The sequence below is a fragment of the Streptomyces sp. NRRL F-6676 genome (assembly GCF_000725625.1).
Lineage (GTDB): Bacteria > Actinomycetota > Actinomycetes > Streptomycetales > Streptomycetaceae > Streptomyces.
Genome location: NZ_JOHS01000029.1, coordinates 104245 through 129711 on the forward strand (window position 1 = coordinate 104245; position 25467 = coordinate 129711).

General features: G+C 72.1%; 27 protein-coding genes. 15 read left to right on the forward strand and 12 right to left on the reverse strand.

Annotation, left to right across the window (positions count from 1 at the left end):
- The first annotated feature begins 147 nt into the window (after positions 1–147).
- Both IO29_RS19180 and IO29_RS19185 read left to right on the forward strand, forming a co-directional pair.
- On the forward strand, positions 148–882 hold the full coding sequence (locus IO29_RS19180) for a response regulator transcription factor (protein ID WP_106969726.1): 735 nt from the start codon (positions 148–150) through the stop codon (positions 880–882).
- Positions 879–2513: a sensor histidine kinase gene (locus tag IO29_RS19185; RefSeq protein ID WP_030376863.1), complete on the forward strand. Its 1635-nt coding sequence runs from the start codon at positions 879–881 to the stop codon at positions 2511–2513. The genes IO29_RS19180 and IO29_RS19185 overlap by 4 nt, the downstream gene beginning before the upstream one ends.
- 127 nt (positions 2514–2640) lie before the next feature.
- Here IO29_RS19185 and IO29_RS19190 read toward each other — a convergent pair whose 3' ends face one another.
- From IO29_RS19190 to IO29_RS19205, 4 genes are read right to left on the reverse strand one after another with little or no spacing between them, the layout of a single operon-like run.
- Positions 2641–3849, reverse strand: a complete 1209-nt coding sequence (locus tag IO29_RS19190) for an ABC transporter permease (protein WP_030376862.1) — start codon at positions 3847–3849, stop codon at positions 2641–2643.
- Entirely contained in the window at positions 3846–4577 is a 732-nt protein-coding gene (locus IO29_RS19195) for an ABC transporter ATP-binding protein (protein ID WP_030376861.1), read from the reverse strand. Before IO29_RS19195 ends, IO29_RS19190 begins: the two co-directional genes overlap by 4 nt.
- On the reverse strand, positions 4574–5917 hold the full coding sequence (locus IO29_RS19200; RefSeq protein ID WP_030376860.1) for a peptidoglycan-binding protein: 1344 nt from the start codon (positions 5915–5917) through the stop codon (positions 4574–4576). The genes IO29_RS19195 and IO29_RS19200 overlap by 4 nt, the downstream gene beginning before the upstream one ends.
- A 13-nt stretch (positions 5918–5930) precedes the next feature.
- Entirely contained in the window at positions 5931–6500 is a 570-nt protein-coding gene (locus IO29_RS19205; RefSeq protein ID WP_030376859.1) for a hypothetical protein, read from the reverse strand.
- A 179-nt stretch (positions 6501–6679) separates the two neighbouring features.
- Between IO29_RS19205 and IO29_RS19210 the strand changes: the two genes are divergently transcribed.
- The 3 genes from IO29_RS19210 to IO29_RS19220 are packed head-to-tail and all read left to right on the forward strand — an operon-like array spanning position 6680 to position 8284.
- The gene (locus IO29_RS19210; protein WP_030376858.1) at positions 6680–7519 is read left to right on the forward strand and encodes an alpha/beta fold hydrolase; all 840 of its coding nucleotides are present in this window, start codon (positions 6680–6682) and stop codon (positions 7517–7519) included.
- A 52-nt stretch (positions 7520–7571) separates the two neighbouring features.
- The gene (locus tag IO29_RS19215) at positions 7572–7952 is read left to right on the forward strand and encodes a type II toxin-antitoxin system RelE/ParE family toxin (protein ID WP_030376857.1); all 381 of its coding nucleotides are present in this window, start codon (positions 7572–7574) and stop codon (positions 7950–7952) included.
- Positions 7943–8284 carry a helix-turn-helix domain-containing protein gene (locus IO29_RS19220; protein WP_324608208.1) on the forward strand — a complete coding sequence of 114 codons (342 nt, stop codon included), beginning with the start codon at positions 7943–7945 and terminating at the stop codon, positions 8282–8284. Before IO29_RS19215 ends, IO29_RS19220 begins: the two co-directional genes overlap by 10 nt.
- Positions 8285–8353: 69 nt before the next feature.
- Here the strand turns inward: IO29_RS19220 and IO29_RS19225 are convergent, their stop codons facing one another.
- Together IO29_RS19225 and IO29_RS19230 are read right to left on the reverse strand one after the other, a co-directional pair.
- Positions 8354–9043 (reverse strand): hypothetical protein, encoded by a 690-nt coding sequence (locus IO29_RS19225; protein WP_051707385.1) that lies wholly within the window; start codon positions 9041–9043, stop codon positions 8354–8356.
- Positions 9044–9121: 78 nt separating this feature from the next.
- Positions 9122–9562, reverse strand: coding sequence for an ATP-binding protein (locus tag IO29_RS19230; protein WP_030376854.1), 441 nt, complete (start codon positions 9560–9562; stop codon positions 9122–9124).
- A 227-nt stretch (positions 9563–9789) separates the two neighbouring features.
- On the opposite strand from IO29_RS19230, the gene IO29_RS19235 reads away from it, so the two are divergent.
- From IO29_RS19235 to IO29_RS19260, 6 genes are all read left to right on the forward strand, one after another.
- On the forward strand, positions 9790–10632 hold the full coding sequence (locus IO29_RS19235; RefSeq protein WP_030376853.1) for a helix-turn-helix domain-containing protein: 843 nt from the start codon (positions 9790–9792) through the stop codon (positions 10630–10632).
- 2 nt (positions 10633–10634) lie between these two features.
- Positions 10635–10826, forward strand: a complete 192-nt coding sequence (locus IO29_RS19240; protein WP_030376852.1) for a DUF397 domain-containing protein — start codon at positions 10635–10637, stop codon at positions 10824–10826.
- Positions 10823–11017, forward strand: a complete 195-nt coding sequence (locus IO29_RS40060; protein WP_030376851.1) for a DUF397 domain-containing protein — start codon at positions 10823–10825, stop codon at positions 11015–11017. Before IO29_RS19240 ends, IO29_RS40060 begins: the two co-directional genes overlap by 4 nt.
- A gap of 108 nt (positions 11018–11125) precedes the next feature.
- Positions 11126–11641 (forward strand): SigE family RNA polymerase sigma factor, encoded by a 516-nt coding sequence (locus IO29_RS19250; protein ID WP_234307340.1) that lies wholly within the window; start codon positions 11126–11128, stop codon positions 11639–11641.
- Positions 11638–12144: a PASTA domain-containing protein gene (locus tag IO29_RS19255; protein WP_030376849.1), complete on the forward strand. Its 507-nt coding sequence runs from the start codon at positions 11638–11640 to the stop codon at positions 12142–12144. The genes IO29_RS19250 and IO29_RS19255 overlap by 4 nt, the downstream gene beginning before the upstream one ends.
- A gap of 432 nt (positions 12145–12576) precedes the next feature.
- On the forward strand, positions 12577–13314 hold the full coding sequence (locus IO29_RS19260) for a hypothetical protein (RefSeq protein WP_158709293.1): 738 nt from the start codon (positions 12577–12579) through the stop codon (positions 13312–13314).
- Positions 13315–13605: 291 nt separating this feature from the next.
- Here IO29_RS19260 and metG read toward each other — a convergent pair whose 3' ends face one another.
- Together metG and IO29_RS19270 are read right to left on the reverse strand one after the other, a co-directional pair.
- Positions 13606–15222, reverse strand: a complete 1617-nt coding sequence (gene metG, locus IO29_RS19265) for a methionine--tRNA ligase (protein WP_030376847.1) — start codon at positions 15220–15222, stop codon at positions 13606–13608.
- Positions 15223–15328: 106 nt separating this feature from the next.
- Positions 15329–16693 (reverse strand): VWA domain-containing protein, encoded by a 1365-nt coding sequence (locus tag IO29_RS19270; RefSeq protein WP_030376846.1) that lies wholly within the window; start codon positions 16691–16693, stop codon positions 15329–15331.
- 267 nt (positions 16694–16960) lie between these two features.
- On the opposite strand from IO29_RS19270, the gene IO29_RS19275 reads away from it, so the two are divergent.
- A complete protein-coding gene (locus tag IO29_RS19275) occupies positions 16961–19033 on the forward strand; it encodes a PhoX family protein (protein WP_030376845.1) in 2073 nt (690 codons plus the stop codon).
- 55 nt (positions 19034–19088) lie between these two features.
- Here the strand turns inward: IO29_RS19275 and IO29_RS19280 are convergent, their stop codons facing one another.
- Positions 19089–19547: a DUF7144 family membrane protein gene (locus IO29_RS19280; protein WP_030376844.1), complete on the reverse strand. Its 459-nt coding sequence runs from the start codon at positions 19545–19547 to the stop codon at positions 19089–19091.
- A gap of 164 nt (positions 19548–19711) precedes the next feature.
- A complete protein-coding gene (locus IO29_RS19285) occupies positions 19712–20551 on the reverse strand; it encodes a helix-turn-helix transcriptional regulator (RefSeq protein ID WP_030376843.1) in 840 nt (279 codons plus the stop codon).
- A 113-nt stretch (positions 20552–20664) separates the two neighbouring features.
- Between IO29_RS19285 and IO29_RS19290 the strand changes: the two genes are divergently transcribed.
- The gene (locus IO29_RS19290) at positions 20665–21621 is read left to right on the forward strand and encodes an SDR family NAD(P)-dependent oxidoreductase (protein ID WP_030376842.1); all 957 of its coding nucleotides are present in this window, start codon (positions 20665–20667) and stop codon (positions 21619–21621) included.
- A 4-nt stretch (positions 21622–21625) separates the two neighbouring features.
- Here the strand turns inward: IO29_RS19290 and IO29_RS19295 are convergent, their stop codons facing one another.
- Together IO29_RS19295 and IO29_RS19300 are read right to left on the reverse strand one after the other, a co-directional pair.
- Positions 21626–22414, reverse strand: coding sequence for an alpha/beta fold hydrolase (locus tag IO29_RS19295; protein WP_030376841.1), 789 nt, complete (start codon positions 22412–22414; stop codon positions 21626–21628).
- A 130-nt stretch (positions 22415–22544) separates the two neighbouring features.
- On the reverse strand, positions 22545–23453 hold the full coding sequence (locus tag IO29_RS19300) for a hypothetical protein (RefSeq protein WP_030376840.1): 909 nt from the start codon (positions 23451–23453) through the stop codon (positions 22545–22547).
- 245 nt (positions 23454–23698) lie between these two features.
- On the opposite strand from IO29_RS19300, the gene IO29_RS19305 reads away from it, so the two are divergent.
- A complete protein-coding gene (locus IO29_RS19305; protein WP_051707384.1) occupies positions 23699–24949 on the forward strand; it encodes a hypothetical protein in 1251 nt (416 codons plus the stop codon).
- 145 nt (positions 24950–25094) lie between these two features.
- Positions 25095–25466 carry a hypothetical protein gene (locus tag IO29_RS19310; protein WP_030376838.1) on the forward strand — a complete coding sequence of 124 codons (372 nt, stop codon included), beginning with the start codon at positions 25095–25097 and terminating at the stop codon, positions 25464–25466.
- Position 25467: the final 1 nt, after the last annotated feature.

Here is a 25467-nt window from a genome sequence, read left to right on the forward strand (position 1 = left end):
AGAAATGATTCCGGCACGGGATGTCTGTTTCTTGCCGTTGCGTGTCCGGAAATATGAGCCTCCCCGCCTACCTGGATTCACGGATTCCGGAATTCCCCTTCTGGTACGTTGTGGAATCCCCGTGGAATGGCCGTCGAAGGAGTCGCGTTGCCCGCTCGCATACTCGTCGCCGAGGACGACGTGAAACAGGCGCAACTGATCCGCATCTACCTGGAGCGGGAGGGCCACGACGTACAGGTCGTGGCCGACGGACGCTCCGCGATCGACCGCGCCCGCGCCTCCCGGCCCGACCTGCTCGTCCTCGACGTGATGATGCCGCACGTCGACGGGCTCGATGTCTGCCGCGTCCTGCGCGCGGAGTCCCGGGTGCCGATCCTGCTGCTGACCGCGCGCAGCACCGAGGAGGATCTGCTCCTCGGCCTCGACCTGGGCGCCGACGACTATCTGACCAAGCCGTACAGCCCCCGCGAACTCACCGCCCGGGTACGGGCGCTGCTGCGCCGGGCGCGGCCCGCGGAGGGGGAGCGGCCACCGGTCCTCACCGTGGGCGACCTGGTGATCGACACCGCCCGCTTCGAGGTGACGGCGGCGGGCGCGCCGGTGCCGCTCACCGGCAAGGAGTTCGCGATCCTGGCCCTCCTCGCGGCCGAGCCGGGCCGCGTCTTCACCCGCGCCCAGATCATCGACCGCGTCTTCGGCTTCGACCAGCAGGTACTGGAGCGCACGGTCGACGCCCATGTGCGGAACCTGCGCCGCAAGCTGGACGAGGGCGGCGGGAGCGGGGGCGCCCGGCACGTCGAGACGGTGTACGGGCGCGGCTACCGGCTGACCCCGGAACCGGCGGCGGGGCCCGGGCCCCGTACCGCCGGGGAGGCACCGTGAGCTTCCGGCTGCGCGTGCTCGCGCTGCTGGCGCTGATCGCGCTCACCGCCACCGGGGCGACCGCCTGGCTGACGCTGCGCCAGGCCACCAGCCAGGTCAAGGAGTCGGTGGCGGCCGGCCGGCAGGACGTCAGCCGGATCACCGAGGCGCTCCGGAGTTACGGATTCACGCACGGGACCTGGGACGGCGTCTCCCCCACCGTGCGCACGCTGGCCAAGGACACCGGGCAGCGCATCCGCGTCGTCACCGACAACGACGTGCTCCTCGCCGACTCCGACGCCCTCACCGGCCGCACCCCGCGCGAGCCCGGCGGGCAGCCGCCGGTCGTCGTCGACCCCCGGCCCCGGCTGCGGATACCCGCCGGACCGGTGCGGCGCGCCTCGGTCAAACGGACGGTGACCGCGCTCGCCGAGTACCGCTCCGCCGTCGCCTACGCCGCCTGCCTCACCCGGGCCGGCGCCACCGTCACCGCCCGCCCCGACGCCCTCGGCCTCCCCCGGATCACCGCCGACCGGCCCCCGGCCAGCTGCGCCGCCCCGGACCCCGGCGCCGACCCGCACGCCGGCCAGGACCACGAGGCCCTGACCCCCTGCGCCGACGAGTCCACGGACAAACGGTTCACCGACTGTCTGCGCCGCGTCTTCACCGAGCGGACGGCCACGCTCGCCCCGCCCCGCCTCCAGGTCGCCCTCGGCTTCCGCGGCGAGGCGCCCGCCGGGCTCGCCGCCGCGCCCACCGTGGCCGTCGCCGCGGGCGTCGCCCTCGTCGCCGTCCTCGGCGCGCTGCTGCTCAGCCGGGCCGTACTGCGCCCGGTGCGCGCCCTGACCTCGGCCGCCCGGGGGCTCGGCGAGGGCGAACTCGCGCGCCGGGTGCCCGTCTCCGGGCGGGACGAGATCGCCGAGCTCGGCCGGGCCTTCAACCGCATGGCCGAGTCCCTGCAATCCGCCGAGGAACGCCAACGGCGGCTCACCGGCGACATCGCCCACGAACTGCGCACCCCGCTGGCCAATCTGCGCGGCTATCTGGAGGCGCTGCGCGACGGCGTCGTCGACGCCTCGCCCGAACTGCTCGACTCCCTGCACGAGGAGGCGCTGCTCCAGCAGCGCATCGTCGACGACCTCCAGGACCTGGCGCTGGCCGAGGCGGGCGCGCTCACCTACCACCGCGCCGACGTCGGCCTCGGCGACCTCCTGGAGGCGGCCCGCACCGCGCACGCCGCGCAGGCGGAGGCCGCGGGGGTGACGCTGCGGACGCGGGTGCCGTATCCGGTGCACGTCCACGCCGACGCCGACCGGCTGCGGCAGGTCGTCGGCAACCTCGTCGGCAACGCCCTGCGGGCGACCCCGGCCGGGGGCACGGTGACGCTCTCCGCCGAGCGGCGGGACGGGACGGCGGTGCTGCGGGTGACGGACACGGGCAAGGGCATCCCCGCGGAGCAGCTTCCCCATCTGTTCGACCGGTTCTGGCGTGCGGACGCGGCACGGGGGCGGGCGACGGGGGGCAGCGGGTTGGGCCTGTCCATCGCCCGGCAGATCGTGGGGGACCACGGGGGGAGGGTGGAGGTGGAGAGCGAGGTGGGCACGGGGACGACGTTCACGGTGACGCTGGCCGCGGCGGACAGTGCCTTGTAACTGTGGGCTGCGGGCGCGCCCTTAAGGGGCGCGGGGAACTGCGCGAACAACCACGACGCACCCGCACCCGCGCACGCACAGAACCTCCCCACCCAATAGGCGCCCCCCGCCCCGAGTCAGCGCAGCGTCACGGCCCCGCCAGGGCCTGGGTCGGGGCCAGGCGCCCCGCCCGTACCGCCGGGTACAGCCCCGCCACCGCCCCGATCAGGAGCGTCACCCCGAGCCCCGCCCCCGTCGCCCACACCGGCACCTCCGTCGGCCATCCCCGCACCGACGCGAACACCCCCGTGATCGCCGTGCCGAGGACCGTCCCGCCCAGTCCGCCCAGCGCCGACAGCAGCAGCGACTCCGACACGAACTGCCCCCGGATCTGCCCGCTGGTCGCCCCCAGGGCGCGCCGCAGGCCGATCTCGGGCCGCCGTTCCAGCACCGAGATGACCATGGTGTTGCCGACCCCCACCCCGCCCACCAGCAGCGCCACCGAGCCGAGGCCGAGCAGCAGCCCGGTCAGCGTCGACTCCGTGGCCTCACGGGCGGCGAGCGCGTCCGAGGGCCGGGAGACCAGCACCCCGCTCGGCTTCTCGGGGTTGGCGGTGGCTGCGAGGACGTCGCGCACGGCGCCGACCCGGTCGTCGCGGGTCCGCACGTACACGGTCGACGGATGCCCGTCGAAGCCCAGGTACGTGCGCGCCGCCTGCCGTCCGACCAGGGCCGAGCCGTCGATCTCCGGAGCGAGCGGCACCGGGTCGAGCACGCCTACCAGGGCGAACCACTGGCCGCCGAGCCACAGCCGGGTGCCGGGCGTGTAGACGTCGAGCCGGCGGGCCGCCTGCGCGCCGAGCACGACCGCCGGGTACTCCTCGGTCGCCTCCGTCAGCCAGCGCCCGGTCCGCAGCTCGCCGCCGACCGCGGGCAGCAGCCCGGACCAGGCCGCGGCCACCTGGACGCTGCTGGTGCGGCCGACGGGGATGTGCCGGTTGCGATACACCGCCGCGTCCTTGAGGACGCCGGTCGCCGCGACCCGCTGGACCGGCCCGATGCGCCGGATCATCGGCACGGACTCGGCCGGCAGCCGGGTCGTCGTCCCGTCCGGCGCCTGGCCGGGGGCGACGCGCAGCATGTTGGTGCCGAGCGCGTCGAGCCGGCGGTCGACCTCGGCCCGGCTGGACGAGGAGATGCCGACGACGGCGACCATCGCGGCGACGCCGATGGCGATGCCGAGCGCGGAGAGGAAGACGCGCAGCGGGCGGGTGCGCAGGCCGGTGCCGCCGAGCCGGACGAAGTCCGCGGGGCGCAGCCGGGCCGGGCGCAGCGCGCCTCTCTCCGGCGCCGTCATCGCCCGGCCTCCGTGCCCACGGGAGCCGGGTGTGCGCTGTCGGCGACGATCCGCCCGTCCCGCATCTCCACCCGGCGGTCGAACTCCTGCGCCATCTCCCGGTCGTGGGTGATGACGACGACCGTCGTGCCCGCCGTGTGCAGCTCGCGCAGCAGGGCGAGGACGGCGGCGCCGGACGCCGAGTCGAGGTTGCCGGTGGGCTCGTCGGCGAGCAGCAGCGCCGGCTCGCCGATCACCGCGCGGGCGACCGCCGCGCGCTGCCGCTCACCCCCGGAGAGCTGGTGCGGAAGGTGGCCGAGCCGGTGGTCGAGCCCGACCCGGGCCAGCGCCCGCGCGGCCCGGCGCCGCCGCTCCCGCGCCGGGACCCCGGCGTACAGCAGCCCGTCGGCGACGGTGTCGAGCACGGGCACCCCCACGGCCAGGTGGAACTGCTGGAAGACGAACCCGATGCGCTGCGCCCGCAGCGCGGACAGCTCGCGGTCGGACAGCCCGGCGACCTCGTACCCGTCGATCGCGATCCGGCCGGCGGAGGGCCGGTCCAGGGTGCCCATCAGATGCAGCATCGTGGACTTGCCCGACCCGGACGGGCCGACGAGGCACACGAGTTCGCCGTACCGCACGGACAGATCGACACCGGTGACGGCGGTGACACCGCCCGGGTAGCGCTTGGCGACGCCCTCGAACGCGACGACCGCCTCGGGGGACCCCCGGTACCCCTGGGCCGTCATTCGGGGATCCTCACCTTCATGCCCTCGTGCACGTCGGGCCCGCTGACCTCGACCCGCCCACCGGCGAACAGCCCGGTCTTGACGGCGACGAACCGTCCGGCCCCGGGGCCGCCCTCCTTCGTGCCCTTTTCCGTCCCGTCGTCGGCGAGTTCGAGCCCGTAGCCGCCCTCGGCGAGCGCGGTGAGCGCGGCGACGGGGACGGTCAGCACGTTCTTGCGTTGCTTCTCCGTGTGGCGGACGGTGACCGGGCCGCTCTGCAACCGGCCCAGGGCGTCCTGGTCGTCGAACGTGATGACGACGGAGACGGTGGCGGCCCTGCCCCCGCCGCTCGAACCCCCGTCCGAGCCACCGCCGGTCGCCCCTCCGTCGTCCCCCGCCCCGCCGGACGACGAGGAGGCGACCGAGCCGAGGCTGGCGACGGTGCCGGTGACCGTGTGCCCGTCGGGCAGCTCGACGGAGACCTCGCTGCCGCGCCGGGCCCAGTCGGTGTCGTTGGCGGGGGCGCTGACGGTGACCATGCGGGAGGTGCTGGTGTAGCTGACGGGGTTGCCGGAGGCGGCGTCCCCGACGCGGGCGCTGGTCCCGGAGACACGGACGGGCCCGGGCGCGTAGACGACGTCACCGGCGCCGACGCGGCCGGTCTGCGGCAGCCCCAGGTCCTTCTGCCAGCGTTTGACGGCGTTGGCGGTGAGCGTGGTGTACGACTCGTCGACGGTGAACCCGGAGTACCCGAGCGCACTGAGGTTCGACTCGAACTGTTTGACGTCCATGCCGTGCAGGGGGGCGGGGTCGGCGGCCGGGGCGGTGGCGGAGGGGGAAGCGGCGGGCGAGGCCTTGGCGTCGTCGGGAGAGGCGGGCGAGGTCTTGGCGCCGTCGGAAGAGGCGGGCGCGTCCTCCGTCCCGGCGGCCGGCTGCCGGACCCCCAGCTCCCGGTACATCGGCAGACTGCCGTACAGCAGCACCACCGGCCGGTCGTTCACGCGCAGCACCTGCTGCCCCCGCCGTACGGTCCTGCCGGTGGCCGGCAGCCAGGTCACCGTGCCCTCGGCCTTGACCGGGAAGGGCACCTGGGGACCGTGGCCGAGCTGTCCGTCGATCTCGGTGCGGTCGGTGAGGGTGGCGCGGGTGACCGCGACGACCTGACTGCTGCGCCCGGGCGCGGCGGCGTCGTCGTCCGCACCGCCGCCCCCGCCGAGCCCGAGCGCCCCGACGACACTGACGACGGCGACGACGAGCACACCGGCGCCGATCAGCAGGGGCTTGCGCCGCCGGGGCGGAGCGTCGTAGGCACCGCCCCCGGCATCGACGTCGCCTTCGCCGTCCTTCGTGAGCTGCTCCATGACGTCCGCCCCGTCAGCCCTTGGCGGAGGGGGCGTCGGCCGGGACGCCGATGATCGAGGCGCACTCGCGGGTGGCGCGCTTGGCCCCGGCGGAGGTCGAGTCCCAGGTGACGTCGCGGAAGTGGCCGCTGTCGTCGGTGTCGGGGAAGTCGGGGGCGCCGTGCTCCTGCATGCAGGTGGCGTACTTCTCGTTCTTGTGGATCTCGTCCTTGGACAGCTCGGGCTGCTGCGCCTTCTCGACGCTGTCCGGGACGGGCACGCTGAGGTCGGCGCACTTCTCCTGCGCATCGAGCGCCTTGGGGTCGCGCTTCCACTTGGACTGGTCACCGAGGTCGACCTTGCCGTGGGCGTCGGGATCGGGCGCGTCCAGCCCGGCCTTGCGCAGACAGCCGACCCACTTGCGCTGGGCGTCGACGTAGTCGGCGAGCTCGCCGGAGGAGTCCTTGGAGGCCCCGGCGGAGGTCTTGCCGCCCCCGGCCGAGGCGACCTCCCCGTCATCCCCGCCGCCCCCACCGCACCCGGCGACGAGCACGACCGCCACCCCCGCGACCCAGACCCGCACCCCGAACCGCCGCGCACCCATCCCCACGACCCCCTCCACACCGTCACGGCCCGGCCGACCGGCGACGAAGGTAGAACGCCACCCATGAAGAACCCATGAAGAACCCATCAAGAACCGTCGCGGCTCCTGAACGATGTGTCTCTGACGGCCACGGGACCTCCGGCCGCCGGCTGCTCCTTCTCCGAGTCAGGAAGCCACGCATGAGATATGCCGACTGGATCGCCGGTGGCGGGCAGGTGGAGGTGAACGGGTACCGCCTGTTCGTCCGGCAGGACGGTGCCGGGCGCCCGGTGACGTTGCTCCACGGCTTCCCCACGTCGTCCCACGACTGGGCGGCGACCGTGCCGCACCTGGTGGCGGCCGGGTGCCGGGTCACCACACTCGATCTGCTCGGCTTCGGGCAGAGTGAGAAACCACACCGCCACCGGTACTCCGTCCGTGGGCAGGCCGACCTGGTCGAGACCCTTTGGGAGCGACTGGGGATCGGCGAGACCATGTTGGTCGCCCACGACTACGGCGCGGCGGTCGCCCAGGAACTGCTGGCGCGCGACTCCGGCCGCCTCACTCGCGTCGCCCTGCTGAACGGCGGCCTCTACCCCGACCTGCACCGCCCGGTCCTGTTGCAACGCCTGCTGCACAGCCGCATCGGCCCGCTCCTGGCCCGCCTCACCGACGAAAGGAGATTCACCGCCGGTCTGCGCGGCATCCTGTCCCGGCCCGTGCCGGACGAGGTCCTGCACGACATGTGGACGTCCGTGGCCCAGGAGAACGGTCAGCGCCTGGCCCCGCGCCTGCTCCGCTACATCGACGACCGCCGCGTCCACGTCGACCGCTGGGTCACGGCACTCGAACAGTACGAGGGCCCCCTCCTGTTCGTATGGGGCCCCGACGACCCGGTGAGCGGCGCCCATGTCCTCCCCCGCCTCCACGAACGCCGCCCCCACGCCACGTTCACGGTGCCCCCGGGCACGGGCCACTACCCGCAGCTCGAAGCGCCGGAGGAGACGGCGGGGGCGCTGGCCACATTCCTCGCGGGCTGATCTGACAGCGACGCGTTTGTATATGTCGTCGGCGACATATAGCGTGGCTGGAGTGGATGATTTGTACGACGTCGAGATCGAGCCGGAGGTGCGTGCATGGCTGGAGTCCTTGCCGGCACGGCATTACCGGAAGGTCGAGCGCATGGTGATGTTGCTGGCTGACGATCCGACAGTGCTGGGAGAACCGCATGCCCGCCACTTGGGCGAGGGGTTACGTGAGCTGCGGCCGACGATCGGCGGCACGGCCTTTCGGATCACCTACTGGCTGACTTCGCGTCGCACAGTGGTGCTGCTGACCGTGTTCCGCAAGACCAGGATGCGGGAGGAAGCGGAGGTCGACCGGGCGAAACAGGCGAGGAAGCTCTGTGAGTCCGAGCACGGTCCGGCTCATGATGTGTTCGAGCGCGATGTCGACGAGGAGGAATGGGTGTGAACCACAGCCGCTGGAAGCTGGCCCGGGACAAGGCGCTCACGGAACGGGACGACAGGTCCCCGGAGCTCAAGGAGCTCGATCGTGAGATCAGCCTCTCGATCGCCCTTGCCCAGGTCGTGTACGACCGGCGCAAGGCCCTTGGGCTCTCGCAGGACGAGCTGGCGCGCAGGTGCGGCCTGACCCAGGCGAAGATCTCCCGGATCGAGGGCTCGGACACCGTACCGACCCTGCCCCTGCTGGCGAAGCTGGCCAAGGGACTCGACGCCTCCTTGAACATCGCCATAGACCGGGACGACGCCCGGCTCACCCTCTCCGCTCACGAAGCGGCTTGAGGGGTCAAGAAGACGGTGGCTCCGACCGCGTATTGGTCGGGGCCACCGAGGAGAACTGCGGGCGGCGCGTCAACGGGCGGTGGACACCGTGCTCGGTGTCTGCGACGGCGCGGAGGCCGACGTGGCCAACAAGCCTCGCCACCGCCACCGGGTCGGCGTGCCCGCCAAGCCGACCTCCACGAATTGGCACAGGTACCGCGCGGTGGCCGTGTCGCCGCACGACGTGAGCCCTCTGGCCAGCGCGTTCAGCATGGCGCCGCCTGCCTTGCTCTCACTGTGCACGAGGGCGGTGAGCGCAGCCAGAAGAGGCTGCCGCGTCACCATCTCCACGTCGGTGCCCGCCCCGGGGAGGTCGTCCGGTCCGATAACCCGCGGACTCACGGTCGCGGACGTCCAGGACCCGACCCGGTGCTCGAAGGGGCCGGCTGCCCAGGTCGCGACCGTCCGGTTCCGGCAGACCACGAGCAGCAGCGGGGGCAGGCGGTGCTTGAAGTGCAGATACGAAATCCAGTGGGCCCAGCCCACGGAGATGCCTGGGGTCGGCTCGCTCTGGAAGGAGAGGGCGAGCAAGAGGCTGTCCGTGTCGGTGGACTCGACCTTCAGCACCGTGTCGACGCTGGTGCCCAGTTCGCGGAGCTCGGCCTCGTCGGGTACGAGCGCCGTGACGGTCGGCTTCCTGGGCGCCCGGACGCCGAGCGCGGTGAAGACGGGGGTGAGGGCGTCCGGATGCTCGGGAAAGAGCTGGGATGAGCTGACCATGTGTGCAACCTAGGTGGGTTGGGGGTGCGCCGCCCGGGTGAACGGTGACGTTCACCCGTTCGGGGGGCGAGTGGGAGTTCAGGCGACGATCGGGGTGCCGGTGGTCAGTTCGGCCCAGACGTACTTGCCGCGGTTGCCGTACCGGGACAGGGTGTGCCAGCCCCAGTGGTCCGCGCAGGAGCGGACGAGGAGCAGGCCGCGGCCGTCCTCCAGGAGCGGCAGGTCCGGGGCGTCAGGGGGTTCCGGGGGCTCGGGGTCGGTGTCCCAGGCCCCGATGCGGAGGGTGCCGCCGGCGTACCGCACGCGAAGCGACGCGGGGCCCTTCGTGTGCCGAACGGCGTTGCCGATCAACTCCGTTGCGACCAGCTCCGCGGTGTCGACGAGGTTGATCAGCCCGTGCAGCGTGAGGATCAGCCGCAGGGTGCGACGGCTGACCGTGACGGCACGGAGGTCGTTGGGGATGGAGAGGGAGTACTCCCAGGGTTCGGCGGTCTCGTTCGCGTTCCCGTTTTCGGGCATGGGGCAACTCCGTTGGGAAGGGGGTGAGTGATTGCCTGCGCCGGCGGGGGTGGCCTGCCGCAGCCGTCATGGCATGACGGGGCGGTGCGCTTCCGGTGTCCCGGCGTGCCGCAGAGTGTGCGTCGCGTCACTGAAGGTAAGGCATTAATTTCTGCCTGAGCAACCTGATTGCGTAATCTGGCCCCACAAGAGGGATACCGGTACGGCAGGTTGAAAGAGGGGCTCGAATGCCGCCGAGGAGTCGGCCGACCGCACGTCAGGTGCGTCTGGGAACCGAACTGCGCAGGCTGCGGGAGGCGGCAGGCATGACCGCGCGGGAAGTGGCGCAGTTCCTTGGCTCGACCTCCGCCCAGATGAGCCAGATGGAAGCCGGGATCGCCGGTGTCAGCGAGGAGCGGGTGCGCAGGCTCGCGGACCACTACGCGTGTGCGGACGCGGAGTTGGTCGGCGGGCTTGTGGAAATGGCGACGGATCGTACACGTGGGTGGTGGGAGGAGTACCGGACCGTACTGCCTCCGGTGTTCTCGGACCTGGCGGAGTTGCAGCACCACGCGACCTCCCTGCGGGAGATCGCCACCGCGCACGTTCCGGGACTGCTTCAGACCGAGGAGTACGCCCGTGCTGTGTTCGCTTACTGGCGACCTGAACTCTCCGAGAGCGAGCTCGAAGTGAGAGTGGAGCATCGGATGCGGCGCAAGGCCGTCCTCGGAGCAACGCCGTACACGGCGGTGCTCCACGAGCCCGTTCTACGCACACGGGTGGCCGACCGCCGCACGGCGCGGGCTCAACTCGACGCGGTGCTGGATTGGTCGGAAGCACCCGAGGTCGCCGTACGGGTCATTCCATTCGACGTGGACGGCTTCGCCGGGGCGAGTGCCGAATTGCTCTACGTAGGCGGTCGGGTTCCGACTCTGGACACGGCACAGCGGGACACCCCCCAGGGGACCGCCCTTTTCGATGACGCGACGCAGCTCCTGTCCATGCGAACACTCTTCCGTAAGGTGGAGGCAGTGTCCCTGGAGCCCGCTCGGTCCCGGGACCACCTACACCGCCTGGCGAAGGAGCTGTAGTAGTGATCAAGTGGCAGAAGTCGTCCTTCTCCAGCGGGAGCGACGGAGCCAACTGCGTAGAACTCGCCCAAGGGGAAGGCGAGACGCTCCTGCGTGAGAGCGACGAGCCCCGGCGAATACTTGCCGTCGGGCCCCGTGCGCTGACCGGACTGCTCCGCCATCTCCAGGCGGACCCTCTGGGCAGTCGTAAGTGACTGGTGGAGGCATTGTCACCAGGTGGCAGAAGTCCTCGTTCTCGGGACCGGGCGATGGCAACGAATGCGTGGAAGTCGCCCACGCCGACGCCTCGTTGCTCCTGCGCGAGAGTGACGAGCCCCGGCGCGTGCTCGTCGTCGGGGCCGGCGCCCTTGGTGGGCTTGTCCGTTACCTGCGCCGCGAGCCGTAGCCCGTCACGGGTTCGGCCCCTTGTGACCCGCGTCTCAGTGTCCCCGTGCAGCAGATGGTGCCTTCGGGCCGTCGAGGAGGGGTGACAGGAAGGGAGGGGCGCGTGGAGATGGACTTCCAGGCTTTCGTTGCCGCCAGGTCGGCCGCGCTGTTCCGGAGTGCCCTCGTCCTGACGGGCGACCGTGAGGCGGCCGAGGATCTGGTCCAGGAGACTCTGGAGCGGGCCTGCCGTAAATGGCGCGTCATCGCGGAGAAGGACGCTCCGGACCTCTATGTGCGGAGAATCATGGTGAACCTGGCCAATGACCGCTGGCGCAGGTTCCGCCGGCTCGTCACGACCTCCGATCCGGGAAGCGGCGACAAGGCCGCACCGGGGGACGAGTTCGGACGGGTCGACAACCGGGACCAGTTGGTGCGGGCACTACAGCTACTGCCCATGCGGATGCGCACGGTCGTGGTGCTGCGGTACTTCCATGACCTCTCCGACGCCGAGATCGCGGACGACCTGGGCATATCGCCCAGCACGGTGCGCTCGCAGCTCGCGCGCGGGATCGAGAAGCTCAGGGAGCAGTTCCCCACGCTCTCCGCCCCTTCGCCACAGCGGCACACGGAAGGAATCCGATGACCTCGTACGACGACGCTCGGCCCTTCGGCGGCCGCACACCCTTCGAAGAGGAACTGATGAACGCCATGAACCAGTACGCGGACTCCGCCGAGGCCCCCGAGTTCGACGCGCCCCGCATCCTGCGCCGTACCCGGCGCCGGCGCACCCTCGGTGTCGCCGCCGTCGCCGCCGCCCTCATCGCGGTGGGCACGGGCACGGCCCTGGCCACCTCCGCCACGGGCGGCGGCAACAGCTCGACCCCGGCGGCCACCAGCACGGCCACCAGCAGCGATGCCACCACCGTCCTGTACAACCACCCCAAGGGCGGCACCGTGCCGGTCGACTTCGAGGGCTGGAACTCTCAGGACGTCAGGGCGTACATGAGCAAGATGCAGACGAAGGCCGAGTTCACCAAGGAGGCCGTCAAGGGCTGCAAGCCGGGCTCGGTGATCGGCGTCTCCCCGCACGCACCGGAGACCGTCAAGAAGGGCGACACGATCACCTTCGCCCTCTGCGCCGGCTGACTGACCCGGCCCCGAAACACCACGACGCCCGCCCCTGCGCCAATCAGGGGCGGGCGTCCGCCACAGCATCGCACCGGTCCGCCCTGTGTCGTGATACACCGTCGGCTTCGCCCGCAGCCTTCTCCCCGGCCAGAAGAAGGCGACGTATGTGCCGAGGGCGACCGGGTCGAGATCGTGACCGGCGATCGAACCTGAATGAGTTGGCCGAATTCGCGTGGCCAATATGGCGCCTTTTCGATGCTCAGGAGAACCTCAATGAACATCAACATCCTTGACGTATTGCGATTGTTGTGTGCACGATAAGTGAAACGCGAGGCCAAAGGTGAGCGCGCCGGTGCGGGGGCGGGGGAGAGTGGTGAGGCGCTCGATCGCGTCCTGTATCCGCCGCTCAATGGCGTCCTGAGACAGGCGTGAATGAGGGGGAAGTATCGCATGCGCTTCACGGGTGCACGGGGATTAGCGGCTTCTGTAGGCGTCGTGCTGGCAGGGCTGGGAGCGGTTGATTCCCCAGCTTCGGCCCAGGCTGCGGACAGTGTCGCTTCTGTCCAGATCGCCGAGTTCGAGGCGGCGACGGCGGCGCGCTCCGACCAGGGAGATGCGCAAGCTGCACAGACATTGGATCAGTTCAAAGCTCTTTCCGGTGAGGAAAAGGAGCGGTTCGTGAAGCTGATCAACGATCCCGATATTTACAAGCAGATATTCGAGGTGTCGGATCAGGTCTCGGAGCCCGGGATGCAGGCGCGGATCGCGCTGGCCGAGGGCGATGTGGTGGTCGAGGTGACGAGCGAGAACGGTGTCACCGAGACTCCCGCTGCGGAGGGGCAGGTGTCGGCCGCGGCCAGTACGGTGACGCGGTGGGCCAGTCACACGAACACCGACAAGGTCCTCGGCATCAAGATTTCCGCGACCAAAGTGACGACGAACTACCAGACAAGAGGCAAGGACACGACCAAGGTTTTGCCCGGCACGGCCCAATCGTATGAGTACATCCCCGGATGCTCACTCAGTCATGGGGTGGTTGACGAGTGGATTTCGGCGGAGCCCGCGGACAACGCTCAGACCGAAACAATCTGGACGGCTGACTGTGCGGGTAGCAGTTGGGACGGCCGTCAGCGCGTTTGGGGTGACTATCGCGGATACGTCGGTGGTTACCTCAAGGTCTTCAAATAGGGTAGATTGCCTCGGCGACCTGGTTCGCGTGGTGCTCGATTCGTGAAATGTCAGTCCTGGGCAAGGAGAATGCGATGTTTTCGCAAGCCGGCGTCGCTCCATTCGTCACGGTAATCGTCGTCCTGGTGATCGCGGCGGCGGCCGGGTACGGCCTCTGGGTGAAGAACCGTTCCCGCTCGAAGAGCGAGGACTGAGGCAGATGAACGGAAAGGCCGGCCGAACCTGACAGTTCGGCCGGCCTTTCCGTCGGCTCTGCTTCAACGAGGGGGGCGATGTGAACGCCCGGCTCTCTTAAGCCGTCGGCTTTTCCTCCAGGCGGGGGAAGAGGACCGCGCCCTTCGTGATCGTCGCGCCGGCCGGGAGGCGGCCCCAGTCGGCGGACTCCTGGACGTGCTGGTCGGCGAGGGCGCCCAGGGTCGGTTCCGCGCCCAGGGAGTCCCAGAGCTTCTGGCTCGTGTCCGGCATGATCGGGTTCAGGAGGACCGCCACCGCGCGGAGGGACTCCGCGGCGGTGTAGAGGATCGTGGCCAGGCGGGCCTGGCCCTCCGGCGAGGTGTCCTTGGCGACCTTCCACGGCTCCTGTTCCGTGAGGTAGCCGTTGACCTGCTTGACGAAGTCGAAGATCGCCAGGATGCCGCCCTGGAAGTCCAGTTCCTCGCCGATCGCGCGGTCCGCCGTCTCGACCGCCTTCGTCAGGCCGGCCCGGACCGCCGCCTCCGCCTCGCCGTCCGCCGCCGACGCCGGCAGCTCGCCGCCGAAGTACTTGCCGACCATCGCCGCCACGCGGGACGCCAGGTTGCCGTAGTCGTTCGCCAGCTCGCTGGTGTAGCGGGCGGAGAAGTCCTCCCACGAGAAGCTGCCGTCCTGCCCGAACGCGATCGCGCGCAGGAAGTACCACCGGTAGGCGTCCACGCCGAAGTGCGTGGTCAGATCCTGCGGCTTGATGCCGGTCAGGTTCGACTTCGACATCTTCTCGCCGCCGACCATCAGCCAGCCGTTGGCCGCGACCTTCCCCGGCAGCGGCAGCCCCTGCGCCATCAGCATCGCCGGCCAGATCACCGCGTGGAAGCGCAGGATGTCCTTGCCGACCAGATGCACGTCGGCCGGGAACGTCTCCTCGAACTTCTGCTCGTTCTCGTTGTAGCCGACCGCCGTCGCGTAGTTCAGCAGCGCGTCGACCCACACGTAGATCACGTGCTTCTCGTCCCAGGGGATCGGGATGCCCCAGTCGAACGTCGAACGGGAGATGGAGAGGTCCTGGAGGCCCTGGCGGACGAAGTTCACGACCTCGTTGCGCGCCGACTCCGGCTGGACGAAGCCCGGGTTCGCCTCGTAGTACGCGAGGAGCTTGTCGGTGTACTCGCTCAGGCGGAAGAAGTAGTTCTCCTCGCTGAGGATCTCCACCGGCTTCTTGTGGATCGGGCACAGCTTCTGGCCCGCGAACTCGCCCTCGCCGTCGAGCAGTTCGCCCGGGAGCTTGTACTCCTCGCAGCCCACGCAGTACGGGCCCTCGTAGCCGCCCTTGTAGATCTCGCCCTTGTCGTACAGGTCCTGCACGAACTCCTGGACGCGGTCGGTGTGCCGCTTCTGCGTGGTGCGGATGAAGTCGTCGTTCGCGATGTCCAGGTGCTCCCACAGGGGTTCCCAGGACTCCGTGACGAGCTTGTCGGCCCAGGCCTGCGGGGTGACCCCGTTCGCCTCGGCCGTGCGCATGATCTTCTGACCGTGCTCGTCCGTGCCGGTGAGGTACCACACCTTCTCGCCGCGCTGACGGTGCCAGCGGGTGAGCACGTCGCCTGCGACGGTCGTGTAGGCGTGGCCCAGGTGAGGAGCGTCGTTGACGTAGTAGATGGGGGTCGAGACGTAGTACGCCTTCGCCCCCTGCTTCTCGGATCCAGTGGCCGCCATGGTCGAAATCCTACTGGTCCGGAGAAGGTGGCTTCACATGTGTTTCGGGGCGGACGGCGCGGGGTAATCCCGCGGACCGCCCGCCCCGGCCGTTCCGGCGGCTCCCCTACGGGCGCCAGGTCGCCAGTACGCCCTCGTAGAGCTCCTTGTCGGTGAGCTCGCGGGGGGTGGGGCCCGCGTGGAAGAAGGAGGTGTTCTCCGTCTTCAGCTTGCGGAGGTAGTCGAACGCCTTGTTCTCGTGCTCGCCGAACGCGACGAAGGAGAAGAAGACCTCGGGGTGGCTCGCCGCCGCGTTCGTGAGGGCCTGCGTGGCCGGGGTCTTCGCGTCGGGGGCGCCGTCCGTCTGGAAGATCACCAGCGCGGGGGTGCCGGCGGGCTCCTCGGCGTGCCGGGCGAGGACCGCCTCGACGGCGGCGTGGTAGCTCGTACGGCCCATGCGGCCGAGGCCCGCGTGCAGCTCGTCGATCGTGTTCTCGTGTGCGCCGAGGGTCAGCTCGCCGGTGCCGTCCAGTTCCGTGGAGAAGAACGTGACGTGGACGGTGGCCTCGGGGTCCAGGTGGGCGGCGAGGGCGAGGGCCTGCTCGCCGAGGGCCTGGGCGGAGCCGTCCTTGTAGTACGGGCGCATGGAGGCCGAGCGGTCCAGGACGAGGTGGACCTTGGCGCGGGTGCCGGTGAGGTCGTGGCGGCGGAGGGCCGTGCCGGCGGCCTTGTAGGCGGTGCTGAGGGCGGGGGCGGTGGTGCGGATGCGCGACGCGGGCGTCGCCGGGTTCCTTTTTGCGGCCTCGGCTTCGCCTTCGGCCTCGTTGGTTTTCCCGCCCGCACCACCCGTGGCGCTTTCGTCGTCGGGTGCGGGTGGCCCCTGTGGGGCTTCCGGTGCGTCGGCGGCCGCGGGTTCGGGGGCGGGCTCCGATACGGGTTCGGGGGCGGGAGCGGGCTCCGGCTCCTGTACGGCTTCGGGGGCGGGAGCGGGCTCCGGTTCGGGCTCGGGGGCCTCGGCCGTCTTCGGCTCCTCGGGAGCCTGCGGGGCCTCCGCCGCCGCCGGCTCCTCCGCCGCCACCGGTTCCGGCTCCGCCGTCACCGTCGGTTCCGGTTCCGGCTCTGCCGACACCGTCGGCTCCGGTTCCGGTTCCGGCTCTGCCGCAGCCGTCGGCTCCGCCTCGTCCGCCGGCCTCGTCGGTTTGGGGACCGTGACGTTGTCGAACGCCGCCGACACCAGGTCGTGTTCGTCGTGGCTCTCGCCGCTCTCCTGGCGGGGGTCCGGCACGAGCGCCGCGGGCTTCGGCGCCGGCGTCGGTTCCGTCGCCGGGGACGGGACCTTCGGTGCCGGGGCCGGCTCCTCGGGGGCCGCCACCGGTGCCGTCTCCTGCGCGGGGAGCCGCTCCGGCTCCGCCGTCACCACGCTCTCCGTCCCGTCCTTGCGCCCCTTGCGTGAGCGGCCGAACGCATTCCGCAGAAGAGTGAGAAGTCCCATCAGCGCAACCCTTCGCATGAGGTGAAGCCCGTCAATCCCTGGCCAGGACGGACACGTAAGGTTAGCGGTCACGGCTGGTGATCTTCGGCAGGGTACGAACACCGCCGCAGCACGCTGCCCCGGAACGCCGAACGGCTGCCCGCCCGTTCATTCCATCGCCGTACGGCCACCACGCGTTCACCGGCCGTTCGGGCGAGCGTCCCGCTCCCGCACACGCACCGCCCCTAACGTCACGCGGACACCAAGGGAAAGTGTGGGGAGTGCAAAGTGCCCAAGCTGCTGCCGCTCATCGGCTCGCATCCCGGCGGACGGTCCGCCCTGACCTGTCGGTTCCGCTGCGGTGACGCCTGCTTCCACGAGGTGCCCAACGCCAGCGACAACGAGTACGTGGGCGACGTCATCGCCGGTGCCGTGCGCCGGCGCGCGCTGCTGCGCGGGGCCGCCGTCACCGCGGTCGTGGCGGCGACGGGCGCGGTCGGCGTCACCGCCGGTGCCCCCGGGGCGAGCGCCGCCCCGGCCGCGCACGGCGGCCACGGTGCCGCGAAGAAGGGCGGCCGCCGCGCCGCCCGCGGGCTGCGCTTCGACGCCGTCGCGCCGAACACCGCCGACGCCGTCACCGTCCCCGACGACTACCGGCAGAACGTCGTCATCCGTTGGGGAGAACCGATTCTGCGCGGGGCGCCCGCCTTCGACCCGGAGAACCAGACCGCCAAGGCGCAGGCCGGGCAGTTCGGTTACAACAACGACTTCCTCGCTCTCCTCCCGCTCCCCGGTGAGCACAACCGGCAGCTTCTCGTCGCCAACCACGAGTACACCGACGAGATCCTGATGTTCCGCGGCTACGACGCTGAGAACCCGACCCGGCAGCAGGTCGAGGTCGCCTGGGCCGCGCACGGTCTCTCCGCCGTCGTGGTGGAGGGGGACCGGCGGACCGGACGGCTCGTCGCCGTGCCCCGGCACCACCTCAACCGGCGCGTCACCGCCACCACCGAGTTCCGCCTCACCGGCCCCGCCGCCGGCTCCGACCTGCTGAAGACCTCCGTCGACCGCACCGGCCGCAAGGTGCTCGGCACCCTCAACAACTGCTCCGGCGGCACCACCCCGTGGGGCACCACGCTGCACGGCGAGGAGAACTTCAACCAGTACTTCGCGAACGGCTCCCGCGCCACCGACACCCGCTACGGCATCGGCACGGGCACCACCGAGCGCAAGTGGGAACGGTTCGACAAGCGGTTCGACATCGCCCAGGAGCCCAACGAGGTCCACCGCTTCGGCTACGTCGTCGAGTTCGACCCGTACGACCCCGACTCCACGCCCCGCAAGCACACCGCGCTCGGCCGCTTCAAGCACGAGGCGGCGACCGTGCGGATGACCGACGACGGCCGGCCCGTCGTCTACACCGGCGACGACGAACGGTTCGACTACTTCTACAAGTTCGTCGGCAGCAAGCGGATGCACAAGGGCAACAGCCGCGCCGCCCATGAGCACAACCTCACCCTCCTCGACGAGGGCACCCTCTACGTCGCCCGCCTCACCGGCGACTCGCCCGCGGCCGACATCGACGGCACCGGGAAGCTGCCCGCCGACGGCGAGTTCGACGGCGGCGGCGAGTGGATCCCGCTGGCCACCGCCACCGCGAAGGGCGCCGTCTCGCACGTCGAGGGGATGACGGCCGAGGAGGTCTTCGTCTTCACGCGCCTCGCCGGTGACAAGGCGGGCGCCACCAAGATGGACCGCCCCGAGGACATCGAGCCCTCCCCGCGCACCGGCAAGGTGTACGTGGCGCTCACCAACAACACCAACCGCGGCAAGAGCGGGTACGCCGCCGCCGACGAGCCCAACCCGCGCAACGCCAACAAGCACGGGCACGTCCTGGAGCTCACCGAGCGCCGCAACCGCGCGGACGCCACCACGTTCGGCTGGTCGCTGTTCCTGGTCGCGGGCGACCCGGAGGACCCCTCCACCTACTTCGCGGGCTTCCCCAAGGACCGGGTCAGCCCGATCTCCTGCCCGGACAACGTCGCCTTCGACCCGCACGGCAACCTGTGGATCTCCACCGACGGCAACCAGCTCGGCTCGCACGACGGACTGTTCGGCGTCGCCGTGCAGGGTGACCGGCGCGGTGAGCTGAAGCAGTTCCTGACCGTGCCGACCGGCGCCGAGACCTGCGGCCCGCTGGTGCAGGACCGCCGGGTCCTGGTGGCCGTGCAGCACCCCGGCGAGGTCGACGGGGCGACGGTGGACCGGCCCGCCAGCACCTGGCCCGACGGCCCCGGCCGCATCGTCCGCCCGGCGGTCGTCGCGGTGTGGCGCGCGGACGGGGAGGACGTCGGCGTCTGACGTCCGGGACGGGGGCGCGGCGGGGTGACCGGCCGCGCCCCCGTCCTGTCCCGTCCTACCGGGGCGTCTTCGACGTCGTCGTACGGTCCCCGTCCGTGCCGGTGCCGCCGATCCGGTCCGAGGTGGCCAGGGACCAGATCACGAAGCCGCCCAGGGCGATGGAGATGAGGGCCCAGACGGGGGCGTACGGCAGGAAGAGGAACCACTCGATCATGTAGAGGGCCGCGAGAGCGATGCCGACCGCGCGGCCCCACTCGGCGCCGGTGAGCACGGCCCAGCCGGCCAGCGCCAGCAGCGCGCCGATGACCAGGTGGATCCAGCCCCAGCCGGTCAGGCTGAACTTGTACACATAGTCGCCGACGTGCGTGTACACGTCGCTCGTGGCGATCCCGGCGATGCCGTTGAGCACGCCGAGGATGCCGGTGACCATCATCAGCACACCGGCGAAGACCGTGCCGCCGGTCGCCCAGGCGGAGCGTCGCGGGTGCGGGGTGGAAGAGGTGTACTGAACCATGGGGCCTCGTCTCGTCGGCGTCTCCTGGGCCGATCGGTCCTCGGCGTCGCCTCGGCCGACCGGGTGGGTGCCTTCACCGGCAGCTTCACCCGGAAGGGGCAGGGATGCGCGCGGTACGGGGCCGAACGGGTGACAGTATTCGTACGTGAGTGCGAGAAGTCGGCCTACTCGACCAGGGCGCCGCTGCCCAGCGCCACCGCGAGGCGTTCGGCGTCCCGCGTGCCGGGTTCGGCGGTGTAGACGGTGATGCGCAGGTCGTCGAGGGCGTCCAGGAGCGTGTCGCAGTCGAGCGTCATCCGGCCGGCCGCGGGATGCTCCACGAGCTTGCGCCGGGACGGGCTCGGCAGCGGCGGCGGGACGTCGGCGTCCCACAGTTCGGTGAACCGCGGGGCGGCCTCGGCGAGCGCGCCGACGAGCCGCCGCAGCGCCCGGTCGCCCGGGTAGCGCAGGGCGGTCAGGCGCAGGTCGGCGACGAGCCGCGCCTCGTGTTCGGCCTGCTCCCGCGCGGTGTGCACGACCCGGCCGGCCGGCCCGGCGAGGTTGCGCCAGACGGCGTTGCGTTCGAGGCCGCGCCAGGCGGACGTGGCGCCCATCAGCGCGTCGTACGGACCGTTGGCGAGGAGCAGGTTCCAGCTCGCGTCGTGCACGGCGACCGGGGTGTGCGCCAGCCGGTCGAGCAGTCGGCGCACGCTCGGCGCGAGCCGCGAGGGGACGACCTCGGGGCCGGGGACGGTGTGCCCGGCCAGCCGGTACAGCAGGTCCCGCTCCGGTTCGGACAGGCGCAGCGCCCGGGCGAGCGCCTCCACCACCTGGGCGGAGGGCGCGGTCGCCCGGCCCTGTTCGAGCCGGGTCAGATAGTCGGCCGAGACCCCGGCGAGCGCGGACAGCTCCTCGCGGCGCAGCCCGGGGGCCCGCCGGCGCCGGCCGACCGGGACACCCGCGCTCTCCGGCGTGACGCGTTCGCGCCAGCGGCGTACCGTCCGGCCGAACTCCCACGTCTCCATGGTCCCAGTGTGCGCCAGGGGCCCCGCCGTTGTCCCCCCTTGTCCTGGCCCTGGCACACCCAGGACAACGGGACGGCTGGCTGAGCACCGCCCGTTGGCCGAGGGTCGGTCCCATGACCACCACCGAATCCGGCATCGGCACCGGAACCGTCCTGCTCACCGGACCGACCCGGGGCCTGGGCCGGTCCGCCGTCCTCGCCATGGCCCGCCGCCCGGCGGCCGACCGCCCCGACCTGCTGCTGGTGGGCCGCGCCGGCGCGGACCTCACCCGCATCGCCGAAGAGGCGCGCGCCCTCGGCGCGAGGGTCCACGAGATCGGCTGCGACCTGGCCCGGCTCGCCGACGTACGCGCCGCCGCGGCGGCCGCCCGCGCCCTGCTCGACGCCGGGGCGGTACGGCCGCTGCGCGCGCTCGTGGCCAACGCCGGGACCATGTCGACCGACATCCGCACCGCGACCGCCGACGGTCACGAGCTGACGTTCGCCGTCAACTACCTGGCCCACGCCCTGCTCATCGGCGATCTGCTCGGCTCGCTCGCCGCGCCGGCCCGGGTCGTCCTGCTCGGCTCGAACGTCTACAGCGCGAACCTCTACCGCAAGCTGATGGGAGTGCCCGAGGCGAAGTGGCGCGACCCCCTTGAACTCGCCCGTCCCGCGACCGGCGACAAGAACCCCGGCTTCTCCGCGTCCGGCACCGCCTACGCCGACGCCAAGCTCGCGATCCTGTACTACGCCCACGAGCTCCAGCGCCGTGCCGCGGCCGGCGTGAACGTGCTGGTGTTCGAGCCGGGGTGGATGCCCGGCAGCGCGCTGGGCCGGGGCGCGCCCGCCGCCTTCCAGGCGATGGGGCGCGGCCTGGGCAGGATGCCCGGGGTGTCGACCCCGGAGAACTCCGGACCGAAGCTGGCCTCGGTCGTGCTCGACGACCGGTGGGCCGGGCTGCGGGACGGTGCCTTCGTGATGAAGGACAAGGTGACGGAGGTACGCCCCGTCGCCCACGACCGGGAACGGGAGCGGCGGTTGTGGGAGGCGACGGAGCAGCTTCTGGCGGAAGTGCGGCCGGTCGGCTGAGGTGTCAGGCGTCCAGCGTCGCCAGGAACCGTCCCAGGGCCGCGTCGAAGAGGTCCGGGCGTTCCAGGTTGGGGAGGTGGGCGGCGCCCTCGACCACCTCCAGGGTCGAGGAGGGCAGGGCGGCGTGCATGGCCTCCGCGTCCGGGACCGGGGTGAACCCGTCGTCCGCGCCGACCACGACGAGGGCCGGCATGGGGAGGCGGGCGAGCAGGTCGCGGTAGTCGGGGCGCAGGGCCCGGCCGCGCAGGGCCGCCGCGGCGCCCCTCGGGTCGGTCGCCGTCATCATGCGGTGCACGTGCGCGGCGACCTCGGGATCCGCGTACGGCGCGACCATCTTGTACAGCACCTCGTCGGCGTACCCGCCCATGCCCTCGCGCAGCAGCCGGTCGGCCATGGCGTTACGGGCCTCGCGGCCGGCGTCGGTCTCGGCGACGGGGGAGGTGTCGGCGAGGACCAGGCCGGCGATGCGGCCGGGGAAGCGGGCGCAGCACTCCATGACGATCTGGCCGCCCATCGACAGGCCCCCGAGGACGCAGCGGTCGACGCCGAGGTCGTCGAGGAGGGCGGCGATGTCGTCGGCGAAGACGGACAGGAGGGTGACGGCGTCGGGGCCGTCCGGCACGGGGGAGGCGCCGTAGCCGCGCAGATCGGGGGCGATCACCCGGCGGCCGGCCGAGAACGCGGCGAGCTGCGGCGCCCACATGCTCCGGTCGAAGGGGTGGCCGTGGACCAGGACGAGAGGGAGGGCACCGGTGGAGTTCCCGGTGTCCTCGCAGGCGAGAAAGGGGGGCATGCGGGCGACCCTAGGGTCGGGATCGGGGCCGGGGCAACGGAAGTCCGCCCGGGCGCGGACGGGTGGGGCGGGGGCCCGCGGCGGCGGGAGTGCGGTGCGGCTCGCACTGCCCGGTCCGGTGCGGGCCGGGTCAGACGCGGGCTCGGGTCGGCGGGGTCGCCGGGATCCGCGCGGGGGTCGCGGGCGGCTGCCGACGGCGCGCGTACCGGCCCGTGAGCCAGGCCGCGGCGGCGACGGCGAGACCGGCGGTGACCAGGGCCCAGGAGACCGTGCGCAGGGTGTCGGTGAGCGCGTCGTAGACCGCGCCCGCGGCCGGCTGTGAGACGTCGTCCGGCAGTCCGGAGAGGGTCAGCACCCGGCCGACGAGGACGGCGAGCGCCAGCAGCGCGGCGCCGAGCGCGGTGCCGAGCCCGACGGCGATCACCGCGCGCCGCCGGGACACCGCGACGACGATGCCCGCGACGGCGCACACCAGCGTGGCCAGCGGCAGCCAGAAACCGGCGAATTCGAGCACGTGGAACCCCTTCCGGAACAGGGTCAGGCGGTCGGCGGGGAGCAGGGTGATACGGGTGTGTTCGACGGGGATGCGCTCCGCGAACGGCACGTGGTCGTCGACCAGTCGCTCCTTCAGCTGCCGGGTCGCGGGCGCGAGGTCGAGGGTGACGGGCACGTCCCGGTCCCCGTCGCCGCGCAGGGCGTCCAGCACGGCGTCGTGGGCGGCGAGGTTGGCGGTGCCCCAGGCGGAGCGGAACGCCTCGGTGCCGGTGAAGGAGCGGACGGCGTCGTGCACGTAGGCGTGCACGGGGGCGCGCAGCGGGGGGCCCACGTCGATCTCCCGCATGATGTCGTCCGTGACGGCCGCCGCGATGGCGTCGCGCACCTCGGTGTCGGTGGCCAGCGGCGCGGTGGTGGCGGCGTAGCGGGCGGTGTCCCCGATGCCGTGGGTGGCCCAGACCGCGAGGACGGCCAGGGGGGCGAGCAGGCAGGCGGTGACGAGGAGGACGGCGGCGGTCGGACGGCGGGCGGAACGGCGGGACACGGGTCAAGCGAAGCGGAGCGGCGGGTCCGCGGCGAGCGGGAATGGGCTGATCGGGGTGGGCCGGCGGCGGTCGCGGAACCGGATGTTCGCGCCCCCGACGCCCCCGCTCGGACCACCGGCGGGTTACGGTGCTGGACGGACGTACGCGCACCTGCGTGACCGACGCATGCGGAAGGATCCGGATGCGTTCAGGTGTGCCGGGTGCGTCGAGGTGCGTTCGGACGCATTCGATGGGGGAGGGAACGATGCCCGGAACCGTGCTGCTCCTCGCGGCCTCACCGGCGGGCAAGGGGCGCCTCGTGGACGCGGCCTCCGTGCTCCCCGTCCTCGCGGCGGTCGCCCCGGCGGTGCTGTCCGGCACGGAGACCGCCAATGTGGTCGAGCTGGCCGACCCGCTGGAACCGCAGGCCGTGCTGACCCGGCTGCGGGCCGCCGCCGCCGCGCCCGCGCCGCTCACCGTCTTCCTCACCGGCCAGCTCCAGCTCGACCGGCGGCAGCATCTGCCGCACGTGGCGCTGGCCCGCTCCACGCCGGCGACCGTGCGCTACACCGGCTTCCCCTGGCAGTGGATCACCGAGGAGCTGCGGCTGCGGCCGCCGGGCGCCACGTCGCTCGTCGTCGACCTGCACGCCGACCCGGAGACCTGGCAGCACCTCGCGGCCCGACCGCTCACCGCCGGGCCGGGCGTGAGCCTGTACGGGCGCCTGGCGCCGCCCCCGCCGCGCCGGTCGGTCGCGGCGCCGACGTACATGAAGGCGGTCGCCACGCTGCTGCGCAGCGGCCACCGGCCGCCGCTCCCCCAGCTCCACCAGCAGGCGCTGGCGCGGCTGGCGGAGGAGACGGGGGCGTACGGGGACGTCGTCCTGACGTGGGACGCGGGGGCGGGGGCGGGCGCCGGGGCGGCGGTGCCGGCACCGGGCGCGGCCGCGGTTCCGGTGCCCGAGCCGAGGCCGGCGCCGGGTGCGGAGGCCGTACCCGTGCCCGTGCCGGTCCCCGCGCCCGAACCGGCATCGGCATCGGCACCGGCATCGGCGGAGCCCGATCCGCACGCCGCCCTCACCGCGGCCGTCCAGGCCGAACGGCACGAGGAGGCGGAGGCGCTGGCCGCGCGGTACGAGGAGGAGGCGCTGAGCGCGCACGGGCCCGCCTCCGAGGAGGCGTTGCACTGGGCCGAGGTACGGGCGGACCTCGCGATGTTCGCCGGGGACCCGGTGCGGAGCTGCCGTACCTGGCTCGCGGTGGCCACGACCCGGCTGTGGGCCCGGCAGGCGCCGGACGCGCCGGCGGTCGAGAACGCGGTGGATCACGCCCACCATCAGTGGGCGCGGATCGAGGACGCGGAACACTCCCGTGAACTCGGGGTGCGGCTCGCCGAGTTGCGCGAGCGGGTGCCGGGCCGCCGCGAGGGCGCGCTCGCGCACGTACGGGAGCGGCTGGAGCAGCTGGAGCGGCTCGACGGGGCGGACGACGTCCCGTCGGTGCAGCACATGACCTGAAGCCTGCGGGTGCGTCGTGGTTGCTCGCGCCCACCCGGCGGAGCCCCGTGCCGGGTGGGGCGCCGCAGCCGAGACACCCCCCAATGGGGTCGGAAGGGGTGAAGCCCCTCCCGTCTGTCACCCCCCGGTGCCATGATGGTGAGTCATGGCTGAGGGGGATGGCGTGGCCGACCGGGGGATCCGCGTCCGGCTGTCCGGCACTGCCGACGACAGCGACATCGACGCACTGAAGAGCTGGCTGGAACGCGAACAGCCACTGGAGGCGCTGGTACGCGAGGGCAGGCTGGTCATCCAGATGCGCTCGGACACCAGCGCGACCGTCGAGCGCGGCAGCCCCATGGGCCTCGGCATGGAGATCTTCCTCGCCTTCGTCGGCGGCGCCTCCGGCGAACTGGTCCGCCGGGTCACGGTCACCGTCGAACGGGCGTTCAGCGCCTGGCAGGAGAACCGCCGCGACGTCGAACGCGGCGATCCCCCCGACGGCCGGGTCGACGCGGTGACCCCCGACGAGGGGTAGC